This window comes from Streptomyces toyocaensis (genome assembly GCF_000725125.1).
Lineage (GTDB): Bacteria > Actinomycetota > Actinomycetes > Streptomycetales > Streptomycetaceae > Streptomyces > Streptomyces toyocaensis.
Window position 1 is genome coordinate 39,592 of record NZ_JFCB01000018.1, and the last position, 18,346, is coordinate 57,937.

Consider the following 18,346-nt stretch of genomic DNA (forward strand, 5'->3'; position numbering starts at 1 on the left):
TAGGCAACGGACACACCCACGGCCATCCCCCCTCCCCGAACACACTCCGCCCTCGGCGCCACTGACCGACTACCCGGGTCGGTGGCCGTTCTCACTGCTCGTCAGGCGCACACGCGCGGAGGACGGGCCGTGACCACGCAGAACACGGCTACCGGCGACGACGGACGTACCAGGCCACGGCCGACACCACCAGAACGGACAGAGCGAACGCCCACACGGTGGTCGCCGCATCGTAGGAGTGGTACACCGAAGCGCTCACGCACGGACGGATACCCGGCGTACGGCACGGCATCCCCGGGCTGATGACCTACCCGGATCAGGAATTCATGATCTGCCGGCCAGTACCCGGCGACGTGGCCGACGCGCACGAGCGCCTGTGCCGAGCCGGGTACACGAGCCGGCTCCCGACCGCCGCGACATCTCGCGGGCCCGTAGTGGGCTGCGCGGGGTGCTCCCATCCCGTCCGCCGTCGACCCAGGCAGAGTCGAGCAGACGCGGCCCATGGCCTGTTGGCTGGCCGGGGCACAGCGCTGGCAGACTCCTCATGTGTCGACTTCTGCGCAAGGCGCTACTCGGGCTCGGATCGTCGCGGCGTTGCTGCGCGACGGCAACAGGGTGTTGTTGTGTCACCGATCTCCCGAGCGCCGCTGGTACCCCGACGTGTGGGACCTACCCGGTGGACACGTGGAACCTGGAGAGCTTCCCGGTGCGGCGCTGGCCAGGGAGCTGTACGAGGAGCTCGGGATCGAGGTCGTGGTGCCTGCGGGCCCGCCCCTGCAGCAGATCCATACCGACTCTTTCGACATGCAGATCTGGCTGATCGAAAGTTGGACGGGAGCCCCGGTCAATGCCGCGTTGGACGAACACGATGCCATCGCGTGGTTCCAGGAACACGAACTCGGAGAACTGCGCCTCGCTCACGACAGCTATCTTGCGATGTTCACCGAGGCACTCGCCGTGCGCTGAGCTTGACCGCCACCCCAGCGACGTCAAGCCCCGTCGGTGCGCCTGATGATCGTGCTCGTCACTTCACCGGTCGCCGAGATCGTCAGCGCGTACGCAGACGCAACGGCATCGGCGACCTTGCTTCTTGGAGGATGCGGTACAGCAGTGACGTACAGCAACCGCGACAGCTGATTCCGGCTCCCGTGTCCCCAGCCGTGCCCGATCGAGCGGGGAATCACGGGGAACACCGGGGAGGCACCGAGACCGGACATGCGAACGGCCCCTGACCGGATGTCCAGGTCAGGGGCCGTTCTCACTGTTCATCCAGCGGAGGCGGTGGGATTTGAACCCACGGTGACATCGCTGCCACGACGGTTTTCAAGACCGTTCCCTTCGGCCGCTCGGGCACGCCTCCCCGCGCCTGCCGGTGATCGGCGGCGCGGGGACAAGGGTAACGGGTTCGGGGGGCGTGGGTGCGGTCAGCTGTCGCCCACGCGGGAGCCCAGGGTGAGTTCCGTGGTGCGCTCCTTGCCGCCGCGCTCGTAGGTGATCGTGACCTTGTCGCCCGGCTTGTGGGTCCAGATCTCGCCGATCAGGGTGGGGCCGGAGTCGATGACCCGGTCGTCGAGCTTGGTGATGACGTCGCCGGGCTTCAGGCCTGCCTTGTCGGCGGGACCGCCCGGGTCGACGGGCTCGGAGCCGCCCGCGCCCTGCTCGGTGATCTTCGCGCCGCCCGTGGTGTCCTCCAGGGAGACCGACGCGCCGATCTTGGCGTACACCGGCTTGCCCGTCCTGATCAGCTCCTGGGCGACGTACTTGGCCTGGTTGACCGGGATGGCGAAGCCCAGGCCGATGGAGCCCGACTGACCCGTGCCGAAGCCACCGTTGCTGGTGGACTGGATCGCGGAGTTGATGCCGATGACGCTGCCCTGCGCGTCCAGCAGCGGACCGCCGGAGTTGCCGGGGTTGATGGACGCGTCGGTCTGCAGGGCGCTCATGTAGGAGGCCTGGCTGCCGCTGCCGTCGCTGGAGGCCACCGGGCGGTTCTTGGCGCTGATGATGCCCGTGGTCACCGTGTTGGACAGACCGAAGGGCGCGCCGATCGCGATCGTCGAGTCGCCGACGGCCACCTCGTCGGAGTTGCCCAGGGGGAGGGGCTTCAGGTCCGAGGGGGCGTCTTTCAGCTTGATGACCGCGACGTCGTAGCCCTGGGCGTGGCCGACCACCTCGGCCTCGTACTTCTTGCCGTCGGGGAACGTCGCCGTCACCTTGCCGCCGTCGACGGCTTCCGCCACGACGTGGTTGTTGGTGACGATGTGGCCCTCTTTGTCGAAGACGAAGCCCGTGCCGGTGCCGCCCTCGCCGCTGCTGCTCTCGGCCTCGATGGTGACCGTGCTGGGCAGTGCTCTCGCGGCCACGGCGGCGACGGTGCCCGGATCGCGCTTGACGTTGCCGCCGCTGGTGGACGACGAGACGGTCGTCGAGCCGTTGCTGTCGTTCTCCTTGGCCAGCGTGTAGCCGAGGCCGCCACCCGCACCGCCCGCGACCAGCGCGGCCACCAGGACGGCCGCGATCATACGGCCGCGCCCTCCGCCGTTCTTCGGCGCCGGCGGCTGGTACGAGGAGCCCCAGCCACCACCGTGCCCGGCGCCACCGTCACCGTAGGACGGGGTGGACGGCGGCGGGGGCGGGGGCCACGAGGCGTCGGGTGCGGAGGAGTGGGCCCCCGGCGGCGGGCCGCTCGGTGCGGAGCCGTGGGAGGCCGGGTCCTGGTTCCCGTGGGCCGCCCAGGGTCCGTGGGCACCCGTCTCGGGGCCCTGCGGAGCCGCGCCGTGGACCTGGCCGTCCGCCGGCCGCGCGCTCGGCGGCGGCGGTACGGACGGCCCCGGTGCCGTCTCCGGGCCCGGGTGGCCCTGGTGCGCCGAGGGAGCGGGAGCATCCACCGGCGCGGACGGCGGTGCGGACGGCGCCGGGGGTACCGCGGTGCCCTCGTTCTCGGTGCTCACAGCTTCTCTCCTCGATCCACGGCTGTTGTTCTCGGTCGCACTCGGTTTCGCTCGTTCACGCACGTCCACGAGTCCGGCGCGATGCAGCTGTGCATGTCTCTTTGTATGACGTCAGCTTTTCCCACGGGCCGTCAGGGCACCATAAGCCGTTCCTGTGGGTCCGGGGCCATTCTTTATATAGGGCATTACTCACGTAAGGCGCGCCACCTCGATGCCTCCGACCGGACCTCGACACCGTTCACACCACTCCGGGCACCCGGGTACCCGTGCGCGGTGGCACCATGACGCGGTGACCCACGCACGACAGCACCCGACCCAAGTCGTCGCCCACCGGGGAGCCTCCGAGGATGCCCCCGAGCACACCCTGGCCGCGTACCGCAAGGCGATCGAGGACGGCGCGGACGCACTCGAATGCGATGTGCGCCTGACCGCCGACGGACACCTGGTGTGCGTGCACGACCGTCGCGTCAACCGTACGTCCAACGGGCGCGGTGCGGTGTCGGCGCTCGAGCTGTCCGATCTCGCCGCCCTGGACTTCGGCTCCTGGAAGAGCCGCGCCCCCTCCGGAGGCCCGCGCGTCGAGGAGCCCGACTGGGAGCACCGTCCGGAGGACCCGGAGGCGACCTCCGTCCTCACCCTGGAGCGGCTGCTGGAGCTCGTCTCCGACGCCGGGCGCCGGGTCGAGCTGGCGATCGAGACCAAGCACCCCACGCGCTGGGCGGGTCAGGTGGAGGAGAGGCTGCTGCTCCTGCTCAAGCGGTTCGGCCTCGACGCCCCCGCCTCTCCCGGGGACTCACCGGTGCGCGTCATGAGCTTCTCCGCGCGGTCGCTGCAGCGCGTGCGCGCCGCGTCGCCGACGCTGCCCACGGTCCACCTCACCCAGTTCGTCACTCCACGGCTGCGCGACGGGCGGCTCCCCGTCGGCGTGAGCATCGCGGGGCCGTCGATCCGCATCGCGCGCAGCCACCCCGAGTACATCGAGCGCCTCAAGCGGGCGGGCCACCAGGTGCACGTGTGGACGGTGAACGAGCCGGAGGACGTGGACCGCTGCGTGCGCCTCGGCGTCGACGCCATCATCACCAACCGCCCCCGCGCGGTGCTCGACCGGCTCGGCCGCTGACCGCTGACCGTCGACCGCCGACCGCCGACCGCCGACCGCCGACCGTTCGGTGATCCCTTAGATCACATCCGCCCCCTCCGCCCCACAAACTCCCCGCAAGCCTCTTGACCTCGCACCGCGGGCGGGCGCATCCTCACCTCTCGGCCACACCGACGAATTCCAGCCACACGGCTACAGGGAGTGCTCCGGCGCATTCGGTGCGTATTCGATCGTTTCGAGTGCGTCACCGCTCATGCATTGGCCGGTTTCCGGTTCAGGCCAATGGGGCATCCACACCGTGGCGTGGGGCGAAGGAGGTCTCGGGGGTGGCGTTGGTGGTGGCACAGGAGGTGCCCACGTCGTCGAGCATGGCCGTGCCCCACGGTCCTGCCGGCGTGGGGAAGGCGAGGCGCCGCATGCGCACGCAACTGCGCGACGGGGGCGTGGCGGACTCGGTCATCGACGACGCCGTACTGATTCTCTCCGAACTGCTGAGCAACGCGTGCAAGCACGGACGGCCCCTGGGCGACGCCCTGGCCGGGGACGGCGACGTGCGGGCCGCCTGGCGGGTGGACCCGTGCGGCCGGCTCGTCGTCGAGGTCACGGACGGCGGCGGCCCGACCCGCCCGGCGCCGGCCACCCCGTCGGTCACCGCGCACGGCGGCCGGGGGCTGAACATCATCACCGCGCTGGCCGACGACTGGGGCGTGCGCGACGAGATCCCGGGCGAGGTCACGGTCTGGGTCGTCGTCCACGACGACGTGTACGACCCGGACGCCGGGGCCGGGCACCGGCGCGAGGACTTCGCGGCGCGCGTGACGGCCCCCTCGGTCTCCCGCATGCCGGGACTGGACTTCGCGGACGTCTTCGACGACCTGGCCTGAGGACGGACCGGCGCGCGCCGCCGGGCACGGCTCCGGCGCCGCCGGGGGCGGTGCGGGCCCCGCCGCTCGTCGCCCCCTCGGTGTCCACGGCCCGCCCCGTCGTCCACAGGTTCCCGTCGGCGGTGGCGCGAACGGCTAGGCTCGCGCCCGTACGAGACGAGCCGTAACCGGGAGACACCCACGATGGCCAAGAAGCGACCCCAGACGAAGGCCAAGCGCCCGCAGCCCACGGACGGGCGGATCCCGGTCGTCGGCGCCCGCGAACCCTGCCCCTGCGGCAGCGGCCGCCGCTACAAGGCCTGCCACGGCCGCGCCGCCGCGCACGCCGTGACCGAGCTGGTGCACCGCCCCTTCGAGGGTCTCGCCGGCGAGTGCGACTGGGTGGCGCTGCGCGAGCTGGTGCCGGCCGCCACCGTCGAGCTGACGCTCAAGGACGGCCTGCCCGAAGGCGTCCCGTCGGTCACGCTGGCCACGGTGCTGCCGATGGCCTGGCCCGCCCTGCGCCGCGACGACGGTTCGGTCCTGCTCGGCCTGCAGAACGACACGTCCTCCGGGGACATCAGCCGCGATCTGGCCGACACCCTGCAGCGCGCGCTCACCGCCGACCCGGGCACCCCGGTGCAGGCCCGGCGCGCGCCCGCCGACGGTCCCCGGCTGCAGGACCTGCTGGCGCCCGAGGGCGCGTTCGAGCCGGTGGTGCACAGCGGGTTCGAGTTCTGGGTCCCGGACCCGGAGAACGCCACGCCGGACGTCACCGCCTCCCTGGAGCGGGCCAACGCCGCGGCCATCCCGACGGTCAAGCTGTCGGGAGTGGATTCCGCGTACTGGTGCGAAACGCCCGAGAAGAACCATCTCCGGTGGGTCATGCCGTATCCCGAGGAGCAGCTTCTGGACGCTCTCGCGCGGCTGCACGCCCAGGGCCGGTCGTCCCTCGGCGAGGGCACCCGTCTCGTGGGTTCCTTCCGTGCTCACGGGCTCACCGTGCCGGTCTGGGACCTGCCCGGTGGGGTCGGCGCCGAGGACGTGGAGAAGCCCGCTGCCGAGTTCGCCGAGCGCCTCACCACCGCCCTGGCCTCGGACGCACCGCTCACCGCCGACGAGCGCCGCGCGCGTGGTGGCCTGACGAACCGGCAGGTCACCCTCAGCTGAGGCACCCGTGCGGCAGCGGGTTCGGGCGGCGGCCGGCCGGCGGGACCGCCCGGCCGGCCGCCGCCCGTCCCATGCGCAACTCCCGGTGCGGACAAGCCAGTCCGTGACCGGAAAGCCGAGATCGAATTTGCGAACCGCCGATCTCTTGTTACCGTTCCAGTAGCCCGGTTGCTGGTGCATCCCCCGTCGCCAGCAACCGGGTCTTTGTGTGCCGGTCGCCGTTCACACAGCGCGACCGGCCGTCAACAGCTCGTCCCCGCCGTCCGGCGCTTCCAGTCGACGGTCAACGTCCCTTCCCCACCGCTCAGTTGCCTCCGGAACGCAGCAGAAGGCGTCCCGCTCGGACGCGGTGCGCGAACTCCGCGACCGCCGTGTGGTGCGGGCTGGCTCCGCGTCCGGGCCTCGCGGCGTTCCGCACGGGACGGACCCGTCACCGGCTCCACGGCGCGGTGCGTCCGCACGGTCCGGCCGCCGGGCCCATGAGGTCTCGCACCGCGCCGCGAGACACGCCCGCGCCTCGATGCCGTCGGAGGTGGAGAGCACGGGACCGCAGCGCAGCGCGGTGGACAGGTGGAGGCCACGCGGGGACGCCCCGCCGACCGGCGGACGCCAGCGCCGCGCCGTCGCCGTGCGGGGGGCCGTAGGGACGGGCGTCGCTCCTCGGGTGCGGAGGCGGGGCGCCGGCCGGCCGGGACCGCGGAGTCCACCGCCCGCGGCAGCGCGAGCGCGCAGGCCGGCCGGCGCCCACGAGGGCGAACAGGGGGCCTCGGAAGGTCCGGGCGCGGCCCCCGGCGTGCCGGGGCAAGCATGCCCCGGGAAGACGCGGCCCGGGGCGGCCCGCCGGGCGGCGGCGCGCGCCGCCGCCCGCTACATCTCGGGCGCGATCACACCCGTACGGGTGAGGGCCTCGACCACGGCGTCGACCACGGCCTCGACGCCGGGCACCCAGGGGGAGGCCGAGCCGGGCAGCGGCGCGCGCTCCCAGCGGACGCCGCCCTGTGCCGTCTCGGACGGCGGCAGGGCGAGGTAGCCGCCCTCGCCGTGAAAGCGGAGGGAGCCGGGGACGAAGTCCTTGGCGTACAGCAGCTCGCCCAGTTGCTCCATGGAATACGGCCGCACGAGGATCGCCCAGCGGTCGGGAGCGGCGACGACCGGGCCGAGCCGCATGCCCCGGTGGTCGAGCGCGGCCAGCGCGCGGGCGGCCGGCAGGGCGGGCAGGGAGACCGCGCACGGGGCCCCGCCCACCCCGGTGGCGAGGATGACGGGCGCCGTCGGCCGGTTGCTCCACCACCAGCGCACCATGCGGGCGTCGGTGGTGGCCGCGAGGAGGCCGGGGTCGAACGGATGGGCCCCCGGCACCGTGCACTCGGGGTCCGGGCAGCCGCAGCGGGACCGGCCCTCGGGGTCGGCCGCCACTCCGGGAAGTACGGGCCACTGCCATCGCGTGGCACAGGTCAGGGCCGCACCCATCAGCTCAGGCCCTCCGTCGCCGCGTCGGGACAGGAGCCTGCGTCGCCTTCCGAGGATCTCGCGCATGAGCGCTCGTTCCTTTCCGTTGCACGCCTGGCAACACCGTGGTCCACATCACGTCATGTGTCGATCACTTCACTGTGCGTACCTGTTGGCGCATCACACCCCCGCGCCGGGCAGGGGGAACCCCTATGGGCCGAGCATGGGCTGCCTCCGCGGCCGGTCCGCCCGTACTGCGTCTCACAGAAGTGCGGGCGTGGCGTGGGGGTGGCGAAGTCTGGCGTTTGCCGTCGCGCGTGGTTCTCTCCGCCTCCGCCACGGGAGGATGGGGCACGGTCGTCGGTGGTTAGGACGCCCGGGTCCGTCGCCAGGTTCCCGAGCGGTTCGCAACCACCCCTGGCCTTCACCGAGTACGTACCCCACACGACCGCTGTGACGCTTCCGTCGAGCAAGCCCAGTCGACCGCAATACGCCTCCCTCTGAGGCAGTTTCAAGCCAACTTCGTTTTTCGGCAAGGGGTCTGCGGAAGTTACCTGCGACCTCACGGACACCACGAATCCCGGCAGGACAATGCTGGACATCCCCTCACGAGTACGTGTACATGTGGAGACACTGCCGGCGACGCAGAATGACATGGGGGTTTGCGATGCTTTCGAGCAGTACGTACCGGTCGGAAAGCCGGACACCATGAACGCCCCGCACCCTCCGAAAGTGGCCGGAATCGATTCCGCCGTTCCCGCTCCCGCCCACACTGTCACGCCCGTCCCGGGTACCTCTCCCGCCCCTGCGGCAAACCCCCAGAGCGCCCCGGGCGCACTGCTCCAGGACCGTCTCGCCGGCTGGGTCTCCGACCTGACGACCCTCCACGAGCTCACCGAACGCCTGGTCCGCACGGGCACGCTCGACGAAGCGCTCGAGGAACTGCTGCGCGCGGGAGCCGCACTGGTCGGCGCGCGACGCGGTCTAGTCGCCCTGGAACCCGCCGACGGACTCGGCCCGGTCACCACCGTCGGTCTCGGACTGGCCCGCTCGGACCTCGGCCACATGGAGACGGTGCCGCGCGGCTCGCTGCCGTACGGCAGGATCCTCGAAGGACTGCCGGGCGCCGACGACGGCGTCGCCGAACCCGATCTGCTCGCCGAGAAGGGACTCGACCCCCGGCACCGCGAGGTCGCCGCCCGCCTCGGCTACGCCGCCAGCTTCACCCTTCCGCTCACCACCGAGGCCACCGGACGCCTCGGCGCCGCGGTGTGGCTCTACGACGAACCGGCCGAGCCCTCGCGACGCCAGCGCCACCTGGCCGGCCTCCACGTCCGCCAGGCCGCCGAGCACCTGGCCCGCCTCCTCGAACTCGAGCGCACGCGCGCGTCCATGGCCACGATGGCCGAGGAACTGCTGCCCTCCCGTCTCCCCCGGGTCGCCGGCGTCCAGCTCGCCGCGCGGCACCGCACGTCCGCGCGCGGGGGCGGCGACTGGTACGACGCGCTGCCGCTGCCGGACGCCGCGCTCGGTCTGGCGGTCGGGTCGGTCACCGGGTCGGGGCCCAGCGCGGTCGCCGCCATGGGCCGGCTCCGGGCCTCGCTGCGCGCGTACGCCGTGATGGAGGGCGAGGATCCGGTCGCCGTCCTGTCCGACCTGGAGCTGCTGCTGCGGCTCACCGAGCCCGCCCGGTCGGCCACCGCCCTGTTCGGCTACTGCGAACCAGCGCTGCGCCGGATCACGCTCGCCGGGGCCGGGCACACTCCCCCACTGCTGATCGGGGACCGCCGCACCGAGTACGTCGAGACCTCGGTCTCCGCCCCGCTGGGCATGCTGGCCTGCTGGGAGGCCCCGAGCGTGGAGGTGCAGGCGGAACCGGGGGAGACGGTTCTGCTGTACACCGACGGGCTGCTGCACCGCACCGGCGACCCGACCGACCGCGCCTTCGCGCGGCTGCACGCCGCGGCGGCCGGGGTGCCCAGGGCACTGCGCCGCGACCCCGGCGCCGTCGCCGACCACGTCCTGCGCGCGGTCCTGCCGGAGGAGGCGGACACCGCGGACTCCAAGGAGGACGTGGTGCTGCTGGCGGCGCGGTTCGAGTAGCGGCGCGCGACGGGGGTCCCGTTCTCCCCGCGCCTCCCCGGTAATGGGTCCTTCCCGGGTTCGTCCGTTTCCACCCGACCGTACGATGGGGGTGGTCCAGTGCCGTATCGAGGAGGATGACCGTGGCGGAGGAGCTGCCGGAGACCCCGGAGACTGCCGAAGAGGAGCCCGTCAAGCAGCGGAAGAACGGCCTGTACCCGGGCGTGTCCGACGAGCTGGCCGAGAACATGAAGACCGGCTGGGCGGACACCGAGCTGCACGATCTGAAGCCCGTCCCGCAGGCCGCCGAGGCCGCCGCCCGCCGCGCGGCGCTGTCCGCCCGCTTCCCGGGCGAGCGCCTGGTCGTCCCCGCGGGCAACCTGAAGACCCGCTCCAACGACACCGAGTACTCCTTCCGCGCGTCGGTCGAGTACGCCTACCTCACCGGCAACCGGACGGAGGACGGCGTCCTCGTCCTGGAGCCCACGGCCGACGGCCACGAGGAGACGATCTACCTCCTGCCGCGCTCGGACCGCGAGAACGGCGAGTTCTGGCTGGACGGCCAGGGCGAGCTGTGGGTCGGCCGCCGCCACTCCCTCGCCGAGGCCGAGAAGCTGTACGGCATCCCCGCCTCCGACGTGCGCGAGCTGGCCGGAGCGCTGCGCGAGGCCACCGGCCCGGTGCGGGTGGTGCGCGGCCACGACGCCGGGATCGAGGCGGCGCTCACCGACAAGGTCACCGCCGAGCGCGACGAGGAGCTGCGCGTCTTCCTCTCCGAGATGCGGCTGGTCAAGGACGACTTCGAGATCGGTGAGCTGCAGAAGGCCGTCGACTCCACCGTGCGCGGCTTCGAGGACGTCGTGAAGGTCCTCGACAAGGCCGAGGCGACCAGCGAGCGCTACATCGAGGGAACGTTCTTCCTCCGCGCCCGGGTGGAGGGCAACGACGTCGGCTACGGCTCCATCTGCGCCGCCGGGCCGCACGCCTGCACCCTGCACTGGGTGCGCAACGACGGCCCGGTCCGCTCCGGCGACCTGCTGCTCCTCGACGCCGGCGTGGAGACGCACACGTACTACACGGCCGACGTCACGCGCACGCTGCCGGTCAACGGCCGTTACAGCGAGCTCCAGAAGAAGATCTACGACGCCGTGTACGACGCCCAGGAGGCCGGTATCGCGGCGGTGCGGCCGGGCGCCAAGTACCGGGACTTCCACGACGCGGCCCAGCGCGTGCTGGCCGAGCGGCTCGTCGAGTGGGGCCTGGTCGAGGGGCCCGTGGACCGGGTGCTGGAGCTGGGCCTGCAGCGCCGCTGGACGCTGCACGGCACCGGTCACATGCTCGGCATGGACGTCCACGACTGCGCCGCCGCGCGGACCGAGACCTACGTCGACGGCACCCTGGAGCCGGGCATGGTCCTCACCGTCGAACCGGGCCTGTACTTCCAGGCCGACGACCTGACGGTGCCCGAGGAGTACCGGGGCATCGGCGTCCGCATCGAGGACGACATCCTCGTCACCGAGGACGGCAACCGGAACCTGTCCGCGGGGCTGCCCCGGCGGTCGGACGAGGTCGAGGTCTGGATGGCGGGCCTGAAGGGCTGACGCACCGCACGACGACGGCCGGGTACGCGCGCGTGCCCGGCCGTCGCTACACCGCGACGAGCGGCGCGTCCTCGCGCCACTTGAGGATCTTGTCGAAACTCACCACCGCGCCACCGCGGCCCGGCTTGTTGCCGATGTGGACGTGGTCGGCCAGCGCCTGGATGAGACACAGTCCCCGGCCGTGCTCCGCGTCGGACGACACGGGGCGGACCTGCGGGCGGGCCGGCGCACCGGTCGCGGCGGGAAAGCCGGGGCCCGCGTCGGCGACCTCGATACGGCACTTCTCCCCGTCCAGGTAGGCGGTGACCCGGTACGCCTCCGAGGTGCCGCCGCGCGCGGCGTCCCCGCCGTGCTCGACCGCGTTGGCGCAGGCCTCGCTGAGGGCTACGGACAGGTCGTAGGAAATCTCGGGGTCGACGCCCGCGGTCTCCATGGTGCCGAGCAGCAGGCGCCGGGCGAGCGGCACACTGGCGGCATCGCGCCGCAGATGGAGTGACCACCAGATGCTCATGCTCCAGCCTCCTGGCTGCGGCTCGACATACCGTTACGTATTGCCCTGTGTCCAGGTTCGTAAGCGTGGAGTTGACGTGACACCGCCCATATGGCGGGTGCGTGACGGAGCCGAACGGTGTATGTGGGACGGTCCGTGCCAGATGTGAGCTTCGGGGCGTACCTCATCTTGTGGACCTGCCGTACGACGGCCGGGGAGCCGGTGCGATGATGAGGCCGCCATGTCTGCCCCCCACCCGCGCACGGTGCGCTCCGGACCAGGACTCCGGATCCTGAGGGCCGCGGTGTTCGCCGCGGTCTGCGTCGTGCTGGCCGGGGCAGGCCACTCACTGGCCTCCTACGACGCCGTCCCGCTGTGGACACTCGGCGCCGGGTTCCTCGGGACGGTCGCGGTCGCCGCGCCGCTCGCGGGACGCGCGCGTGCGCTGCCGGGGGTCGCGGCCCTGCTGGCGTTCGGCCAGACGGCACTGCACACGCTGTTCGGCCTGGGGCAGCACGGCACACCCGGCACGGGCGCGTCGTCGCCCCCTTCCGACGCCGCGCTGATCGAGCAGGCCGCGCGGCTGCTGTGCGGGACCACCGCCGCGGGGATCAGCCCCGCGCGGGCCGAGCGCATCCTCAGCGACGCCCGGATCCATCCCGGCGGGGCGGACACCCACGCGGCGGACGCCCTGTCCGCTGCCGGGGTGACCCCGGCGGCGCTGCTGCCCTCGCTGCCCATGCTGCTCGGCCACGTCCTCGCGGCGACGGCCGCGGGGTGGCTGCTGCGCCACGGCGACCTCGCCCTGCTGCGGCTGGCGGAACTGTCCGCGCACGGTGTCGCCGAGGGCGCTCTCGTGCGGTCGCTCCGCGCGGCGCTCGCCCTGGTGCGCGCCCTGCGCGCCGGACTCCCGGGGGCACCGGACGCGGCCCCGCGCGCGGCGCGTACCGCGCTGCTCGCCCCTCCCGTGCCCCAAAGCCCCGCACTCCGGCACACGGTGATCCGCCGCGGTCCGCCCGTCGCCGTCACCGCACTCGCTCTCGCCGCCTGACGCGACGCGACCACCACTCCGCCACTGCCGGGTCCTCCGGGGCGAGGGGGCGCGCCGGCGTGCGGCACGCGTGTGCGTTCCGCCGCCCGCGTGTGTCCGGTTCGTCCGCCGTGACCCCTCCGGCCGCCCGCGGGGCGCAAACCCCTCACCGTCAGTGAAACCTCAATCGAAGCGGAGTGCTTCTGCCATGAAGGCTTCCCGTATCGCCGCCGCCGGTGCCGTCGCCGGTGTCGCCGTCCTCGCCGTGTCCACCCCCTGCTTCGCGCACGTCAGCGTGCAGCCGGAGGGTGAGGCCGCCAAGGGCGGCTACGCGGTCGTCGACTTCAAGGTCCCCAACGAGCGGGACGACGCCTCGACCACCAGGATCGAGATCACGTTCCCCACGGACCATCCGCTGGCGTCCGTGATGCCGCAGCCGGTCGAGGGCTGGGACGTCAAGGTCACCAGGTCCACGCTGGACAAGCCGCTCGAGATGCACGGCAAGAAGATCAACGAGGCCGTCTCCAAGGTCACCTGGACCGCCAAGGACGACGGCATCGAGCCGGGTTTCTTCCAGAAGTTCCCGGTGTCCGTGGGCACGCTGCCCGAGGACACCGACGAGCTCGTCTTCAAGGCCCTGCAGACATACTCCAACAAGGAGATCGTCCGCTGGATCGAGGTGCCCCGGAAGGGCCAGGAGGAGCCCGAGCACCCGGCTCCCGTGCTCGCCCTCTCCGAGGCATCCGGGGACCACCACGGCGCCCCGGCCGACGACAAGGCCTCCGGCGACTCCGCGTCGGCCGGGAAGGCCTCCGCCGAGACCTCCGCCGCCTCAGGCGAGGGCGACTCCGGCGGTACCGACACCACCGCGCGCGTCCTCGGCGTCGTCGGCATCGTGGTCGGCGCCGCGGGCGTCGCCTACGGCGTGCTCGCCGGGCGTCGGCGCACCACGGCCTGACCCTCCCTCCGCTCGACGGTGCGCACCGGGACCGCCCACGGCTCCGTGGCCTCCCGGTGCGCACCGGAGCACTCACCACCAGGAACATCCATGCGCAAGAAGACCTTCGCGGCGGCGGCTCTGCTCGCCGTCGCCTCCCTCACCCTCTCCGCCTGCGGCAGCGGCGACGGCGACAGCGGCAAGCCCGTCTCCGTGGTCTCCGAGGAGGCCGGCTCGCAGAAGGCGGCCACCGTCCTCGACAAACCGTTCGAGAAGCCGGATCTCGTCCTCACCGACACCAACGGCAAGAAGTACGACTTCCGGGCGGAGACCGCGGGCCGGCCCACGCTGGTCTACTTCGGCTACACGCACTGCCCCGACGTCTGCCCGCTGACGATGAACAACATCGCCGTGGCCAAGAAGCAGCTTCCCCAGGACCAGCAGGACGAGCTGCGGATCGTGTTCGTCACCACCGACCCGGAGCGCGACACCTCCGCCGCGCTCGGCACGTGGCTCAAGGGCATCGACTCCCAGGTCGTCGGTTTGACCGGCGACTTCGACACCATCCAGGCCGGTGCCCGCACGCTCGGCATCTCGATCGACCCGCCGCGCAAGGACGAGAACGGCAAGACGGTCTCCGACCACGGCACCCAGGTCATCGCCTTCTCCCCGAAGACCGACGGCGGGTACGTCCTCTACGGCGAGGACGCCACCGTCGACGACTACACCCAGGACCTCCCCAAGATCATCAAGGGCGACAAGCCGTGAGGCGCCCCGCGCTCGCCGCCGTGGCCGTCGCGGGGGCGCTGGTCCTCGGTGGATGCGGTGGCTCGGACGGCTCGGGATCCGGCGGTGGTGACGCGGAACTGTCCGTCGGCTCCGCGTACATGCCCCAGCCGGTGTCGGACATGGCCGCCGGCTTCCTCACGATCACCAACGACGGTGCCGCCGCGGACCGCCTGACCTCGGTCAGCAGCGACGCCGCCGGCCAGGTCACCGTCCACGAGACGGTCGACGGGGCCATGCGGCAGGTCGAGGCCCTCGACATCCCGGCGCACGGCAGCCTGGTGCTGGAGAGCGGCGGCAACCACCTGATGTTCGAGCAGTTGAAGCGGAGGCCGAAACAGGGGCAGAAGGTCCCGGTCGAGCTGCGCTTCGACCGGTCCGACCCCGTCACGATCGAGATTCCGGTGAAGCCGGCCACGTACAGCCCGAAGACCGGACACTGAGGGAGACACCCCTGTGACCCAGACCATCGTCCCCCGCGTGCGGACCCTGGTGCTGCTGTTCCTGGCGGTCACCGGCGCGCTCCTCGCCGGGGCGGCCCCCGCGTCCGCGCACGCCGCGCTGACCGGCAGCGACCCCGGGCGGGGGGCGGTGGTCGACACGGCGCCCACCCGGGTCTCGCTCACCTTCTCCGAGCAGGTCGCGGTCGGCGAGGACGCCGTGCGGGTGCTCGACCCCAAGGGCAAGCGGGTGGACAAGGGCGACCCGGCCAACCCGAGCGGTACGACGTACACCGTGGGGCTGCTCAGCGGGCTGCCCGACGGCACGTACACCGTGGCCTACCAGGTGGTGTCGGCGGACAGCCATCCCGTCGCCGGTGCCTTCACCTTCTCCATCGGCGCCCCCTCGGAGACGTCCGTCTCGGTCTCGGCGCAGGGTTCCGACGACGGCGTGGTCGGCTGGCTCTACGGCCTCGGCCGGTACGTGTCCTACGCCGGGTTCACCGTCATGGCGGGCGGGGCCGCCTTCGTGCTCGCCTGCTGGGGGCCGGGCTCCGGGGTGCGGGCGGTGCAGCGGCTGGTGGTGTCCGGGTGGCTGGCGCTCACCGCCTCCACGCTCGGGCTGCTGCTCCTGCGCGGCTCCTACACCACCTCCGGCACGGCCGGCGACGTCTTCGACCTGGAGCTGCTCGGGGACGTGCTCCAGACCAAGACCGGCGCGGCGCTGGTGTCCCGGCTGCTGCTGCTCGCCGCGGCGGCGCTGTTCATCGCGGTGCTGTTCGGGGCTCACGCCGGCCCGTCGGCCGTCACCGCGCAGGACGACACCGCGTCCCGGCACAACGACGCCGGGCAGAACGACGCCGGGGAGACCCACGCCGGGGAGACCGACGAGAAGCGGGACCTGACCTTCGGGCTCGCGATCGGGGGCACGGTGGTGGCGGCGGGGCTCGCCGCGAGCTGGGCCATGTCCGAGCACGCCTCCCAAGGGCTCCAGCCGGGTGTCGCCATGCCCGTCGACGTGCTCCATCTGCTGGCCGTCGCCGCCTGGCTCGGCGGGCTCACCGCGCTCCTCGTCGCGCTCCTGCGCGCGCCCGCCGAGACGCCGGTCGGCCGGGACGCCGTGCGGCGGTTCTCGCGGCTCGCCTTCGGCTGCGTGGTCACCCTGGTCGTCACCGGGATCTACCAGAGCTGGCGGCAGCTCGGCTCCTGGTCGGCGTTCACCGACACCCGGTACGGGCAGCTGCTCCTCGTCAAGATCGGCCTCGTGGTGGTGCTGGTCGGGATCGCGTCCGTCTCACGGCGGTGGACCGCACGGCTGGCGGAGGCGCCCGCGGACACCGTGCCCGCGACGGAGACCAGTGCGGGGGAGACCGAGGCACGCGCGGGCGTGGCCACGGCCGGACAGGCGGGGACAGCGGAGGACGCGAGGAGCGGGGACGCGAAGGCCGGCGATGCGAGGGCGGCGGAAGGGAAGGCCGGCGACGAGAGGGCTTGCGGAGCGGGATCCGCCCGGGCCGCTCAGCTCGCCCGGCAGCGGGTCGCCATGGAGGCCGCCCGGCAGAGGCGGTTGCGGGACGCCGACCCCCACCGTTCGGGTCTGCGACGCTCCGTACTCGCCGAGGCCGGCATCGCCGTCGTCCTGCTGGCCGTCACCACCGTCCTGACGCAGACCGAGCCGGGGCGCACGGAACAGGAGGCCAGGGCGGCCGGGTCCTCCTCGTCCTCGGCATCCGCCGCCACCGGTCAGGGCACCGGTGCGGTGACCCTGAACATGCCCTTCGACACGGGCGGCACGAACGGCGAGGGTGTCGTCACGGTCGACCTCGAGCCCGCCCGGGTCGGCGACAACGACATGCACGTCTATGTGGAGGGACCGGACGGCCTGCCCGTCGACATTCCCGAGGTGAAGGTCGCCTTCACCCTCTCCGTGAAGGACATCGGGCCGCTGCCCGTCGTCCCCGACCGCATCACCACCGGACACTGGTCGGCGAGCGGTGTACAGCTCCCCATGACGGGCGACTGGAAGGTCGAGGTGACCGTGCGCACCTCCGACGTCGACCAGGTGACCGTCTCGAAGAACGCGCAGATCGGCTGAGACACATGGCTGACCAGTCCATTCCGCAGACCCGGGCCCTCACGGCTCCCCCGGCCGAACCCGTCGGCCGGACGGCCGGGGACGGCATCACCCGGCGCCGGCTGCTCGGCACGGCAGGGGCCACCGGGCTCGTCCTCGGGGCGACGGGCGGGGCCGTGGGATACGCCTCGGCGCCCGCCGGAGCCATTCCGCTGACATCGGTGGGCGACGGCCGGGTGCCGTTTCACGTGAAACATCAGCCCGGCATCACACAGCCGCTCCAGGCCCGGGGCCACCTCATCGCCTTCGACCTCTCACCCGGGGCCGGCCGCAAGGAGGCGGCCGCACTGCTGCGCCGCTGGTCGGACACGGCCCGCCGGCTGATGGCGGGTGAGCCGGCCGCACAGGGCGACACCGACGTGGCCCGCGACTCCGGCCCCTCCTCGCTGACCCTCACCTTCGGGTTCGGCCACAGCTTCTTCGGGCGCACCGGGCTGGAGAAGCAGCGCCCGGTCGCCCTGGACCCACTGCCCGACTTCTCCTCCGACCGGCTCGACAGGGCCCGCAGCAACGGCGACCTGTGGGTGCAGATCGGCGCCGACGACGCCCTGGTGGCCTTCCACGCCCTGCGTGCGGTGCAGAAGGACGCCGGCTCGGCGGCGAGGGTGCGCTGGCAGATGAACGGCTTCAACCGCTCACCGGGTGCCACCGCCCACCCCATGACCGCCCGCAACCTGATGGGCCAGGTCGACGGCACCCGCAACCCCAAGCCCGCCGACTCCGACTTCGACCGGCGGATCTTCGTTCCGGAGAAGGGCGAGCCCGGCTGGATGGCGCATGGCTCCTACGCCGTCGTTCGCCGCATCCGCATGCTGCTGGACGACTGGGAGAAGCTGTCGGTCACGGAGCAGGAGAGCGTCATCGGGCGCCGCAAGTCCGACGGGGCCCCGCTGTCCGGGGGCGGCGAGACGTCCGAGATGGACCTGGAGAAAACGGATGCCCGGGGCAACCTGGTCGTCCCGATCAACGCGCACGCGCGCATCACCCGGCCCGACCAGAACGGCGGCGCCGAGATGCTGCGCCGCCCGTTCTCGTACCACGACGGCATCGACGCGGACGGGGCGCCGGACGCCGGTCTGCTGTTCATCTGCTGGCAGGCCGATCCTTTGCGCGGCTTCGTGCCGGTGCAGCGGAAGCTGGACCGGGGCGACGCCCTGACGCCGTTCGTCCGTCACGAGACGAGCGGGCTGTTCGCGGTGCCGGGCGGCGCGGCGGAGGGCGAGTATGTGGGGCAGGCTCTGCTGGAGGGGTGAGAACGGCCCGGAGTCACCCCTGAGAGCTTTCCGGGGGCTGCCCCCGGCGTGGGCCCATTAG

The 18,346-nt window shown here is 72.6% G+C and carries 15 protein-coding genes and 1 tRNA gene; 12 read left to right on the top strand and 4 right to left on the bottom strand.

Annotated elements, in window-relative coordinates; all coding sequences use genetic code 11:
- Positions 1-501: 501 nt before the first annotated feature.
- Positions 502-966, top strand: a complete 465-nt coding sequence (locus BU52_RS19785) for an NUDIX domain-containing protein (RefSeq protein WP_167343529.1) — start codon at positions 502-504, stop codon at positions 964-966.
- 307 nt (positions 967-1,273) lie between these two features.
- On the opposite strand, the gene BU52_RS19790 is transcribed toward BU52_RS19785, so the two are convergent.
- Both BU52_RS19790 and BU52_RS19795 read right to left on the bottom strand, forming a co-directional pair.
- Positions 1,274-1,360, bottom strand: a tRNA-Ser gene (locus BU52_RS19790).
- Positions 1,361-1,424: 64 nt separating this feature from the next.
- Positions 1,425-2,951, bottom strand: coding sequence for a S1C family serine protease (locus BU52_RS19795; protein ID WP_037936156.1), 1,527 nt, complete (start codon positions 2,949-2,951; stop codon positions 1,425-1,427).
- A 289-nt stretch (positions 2,952-3,240) separates the two neighbouring features.
- Between BU52_RS19795 and BU52_RS19800 the strand changes: the two genes are divergently transcribed.
- The 3 genes from BU52_RS19800 (at position 3,241) to BU52_RS19810 (ending at position 6,083) form a co-directional block, all read left to right on the top strand.
- Positions 3,241-4,071 (top strand): glycerophosphodiester phosphodiesterase, encoded by an 831-nt coding sequence (locus tag BU52_RS19800; protein ID WP_037936158.1) that lies wholly within the window; start codon positions 3,241-3,243, stop codon positions 4,069-4,071.
- A gap of 218 nt (positions 4,072-4,289) precedes the next feature.
- Positions 4,290-4,934 (top strand): ATP-binding protein, encoded by a 645-nt coding sequence (locus BU52_RS19805; RefSeq protein WP_037936160.1) that lies wholly within the window; start codon positions 4,290-4,292, stop codon positions 4,932-4,934.
- Between the two features lie 183 nt (positions 4,935-5,117).
- The gene (locus BU52_RS19810; RefSeq protein WP_037936162.1) at positions 5,118-6,083 is read left to right on the top strand and encodes a DUF5926 family protein; all 966 of its coding nucleotides are present in this window, start codon (positions 5,118-5,120) and stop codon (positions 6,081-6,083) included.
- Between the two features lie 867 nt (positions 6,084-6,950).
- Here BU52_RS19810 and BU52_RS19815 read toward each other — a convergent pair.
- Entirely contained in the window at positions 6,951-7,619 is a 669-nt protein-coding gene (locus BU52_RS19815) for a bifunctional DNA primase/polymerase (protein WP_037936164.1), read from the bottom strand.
- Positions 7,620-8,123: 504 nt separating this feature from the next.
- Between BU52_RS19815 and BU52_RS19820 the strand changes: the two genes are divergently transcribed.
- Positions 8,124-9,635: a PP2C family protein-serine/threonine phosphatase gene (locus BU52_RS19820; RefSeq protein ID WP_078903340.1), complete on the top strand. Its 1,512-nt coding sequence runs from the start codon at positions 8,124-8,126 to the stop codon at positions 9,633-9,635.
- Positions 9,636-9,757: 122 nt separating this feature from the next.
- Positions 9,758-11,215, top strand: coding sequence for an aminopeptidase P family protein (locus tag BU52_RS19825; RefSeq protein WP_107061217.1), 1,458 nt, complete (start codon positions 9,758-9,760; stop codon positions 11,213-11,215).
- Positions 11,216-11,261: 46 nt separating this feature from the next.
- Here the strand turns inward: BU52_RS19825 and BU52_RS19830 are convergent, their stop codons facing one another.
- Positions 11,262-11,726 (bottom strand): ATP-binding protein, encoded by a 465-nt coding sequence (locus tag BU52_RS19830; protein ID WP_037936173.1) that lies wholly within the window; start codon positions 11,724-11,726, stop codon positions 11,262-11,264.
- 220 nt (positions 11,727-11,946) lie between these two features.
- Between BU52_RS19830 and BU52_RS19835 the strand changes: the two genes are divergently transcribed.
- The 6 genes from BU52_RS19835 to efeB all read left to right on the top strand — a co-directional run bounded on the left by BU52_RS19835 (position 11,947) and on the right by efeB (position 18,285).
- Positions 11,947-12,756 (top strand): hypothetical protein, encoded by an 810-nt coding sequence (locus tag BU52_RS19835; protein WP_037936176.1) that lies wholly within the window; start codon positions 11,947-11,949, stop codon positions 12,754-12,756.
- Between the two features lie 187 nt (positions 12,757-12,943).
- Positions 12,944-13,693: a YcnI family copper-binding membrane protein gene (locus tag BU52_RS19840; protein ID WP_037936179.1), complete on the top strand. Its 750-nt coding sequence runs from the start codon at positions 12,944-12,946 to the stop codon at positions 13,691-13,693.
- A 90-nt stretch (positions 13,694-13,783) separates the two neighbouring features.
- A complete protein-coding gene (locus tag BU52_RS19845; RefSeq protein WP_037936182.1) occupies positions 13,784-14,440 on the top strand; it encodes an SCO family protein in 657 nt (218 codons plus the stop codon).
- Positions 14,437-14,901, top strand: a complete 465-nt coding sequence (locus BU52_RS19850; protein ID WP_037936184.1) for a copper chaperone PCu(A)C — start codon at positions 14,437-14,439, stop codon at positions 14,899-14,901. The genes BU52_RS19845 and BU52_RS19850 overlap by 4 nt, the downstream gene beginning before the upstream one ends.
- Before the next feature lie 13 nt (positions 14,902-14,914).
- Positions 14,915-16,993 carry a copper resistance CopC/CopD family protein gene (locus BU52_RS19855; RefSeq protein WP_037936186.1) on the top strand — a complete coding sequence of 693 codons (2,079 nt, stop codon included), beginning with the start codon at positions 14,915-14,917 and terminating at the stop codon, positions 16,991-16,993.
- Between the two features lie 5 nt (positions 16,994-16,998).
- On the top strand, positions 16,999-18,285 hold the full coding sequence (efeB, locus tag BU52_RS19860; protein WP_037936188.1) for an iron uptake transporter deferrochelatase/peroxidase subunit: 1,287 nt from the start codon (positions 16,999-17,001) through the stop codon (positions 18,283-18,285).
- Positions 18,286-18,346: the final 61 nt, after the last annotated feature.

Bases quoted from the DNA above. Each gene is read 5' to 3' on its own strand.
- BU52_RS19785 (WP_167343529.1), top strand. From the start codon at position 502: ATGGCCTGTTGGCTGGCCGGGGCACAGCGCTGGCAGACTCCTCATGTG.
- BU52_RS19810 (WP_037936162.1), top strand. From the start codon at position 5,118: ATGGCCAAGAAGCGACCCCAGACGAAGGCCAAGCGCCCGCAGCCCACG.
- BU52_RS19815 (WP_037936164.1), bottom strand. From the start codon at position 7,619: ATGCGCGAGATCCTCGGAAGGCGACGCAGGCTCCTGTCCCGACGCGGC.
- BU52_RS19820 (WP_078903340.1), top strand. From the start codon at position 8,124: ATGCTGGACATCCCCTCACGAGTACGTGTACATGTGGAGACACTGCCG.
- BU52_RS19830 (WP_037936173.1), bottom strand. From the start codon at position 11,726: ATGAGCATCTGGTGGTCACTCCATCTGCGGCGCGATGCCGCCAGTGTG.
- BU52_RS19835 (WP_037936176.1), top strand. From the start codon at position 11,947: ATGTCTGCCCCCCACCCGCGCACGGTGCGCTCCGGACCAGGACTCCGG.
- BU52_RS19840 (WP_037936179.1), top strand. From the start codon at position 12,944: ATGAAGGCTTCCCGTATCGCCGCCGCCGGTGCCGTCGCCGGTGTCGCC.
- BU52_RS19845 (WP_037936182.1), top strand. From the start codon at position 13,784: ATGCGCAAGAAGACCTTCGCGGCGGCGGCTCTGCTCGCCGTCGCCTCC.
- efeB (WP_037936188.1), top strand. From the start codon at position 16,999: ATGGCTGACCAGTCCATTCCGCAGACCCGGGCCCTCACGGCTCCCCCG.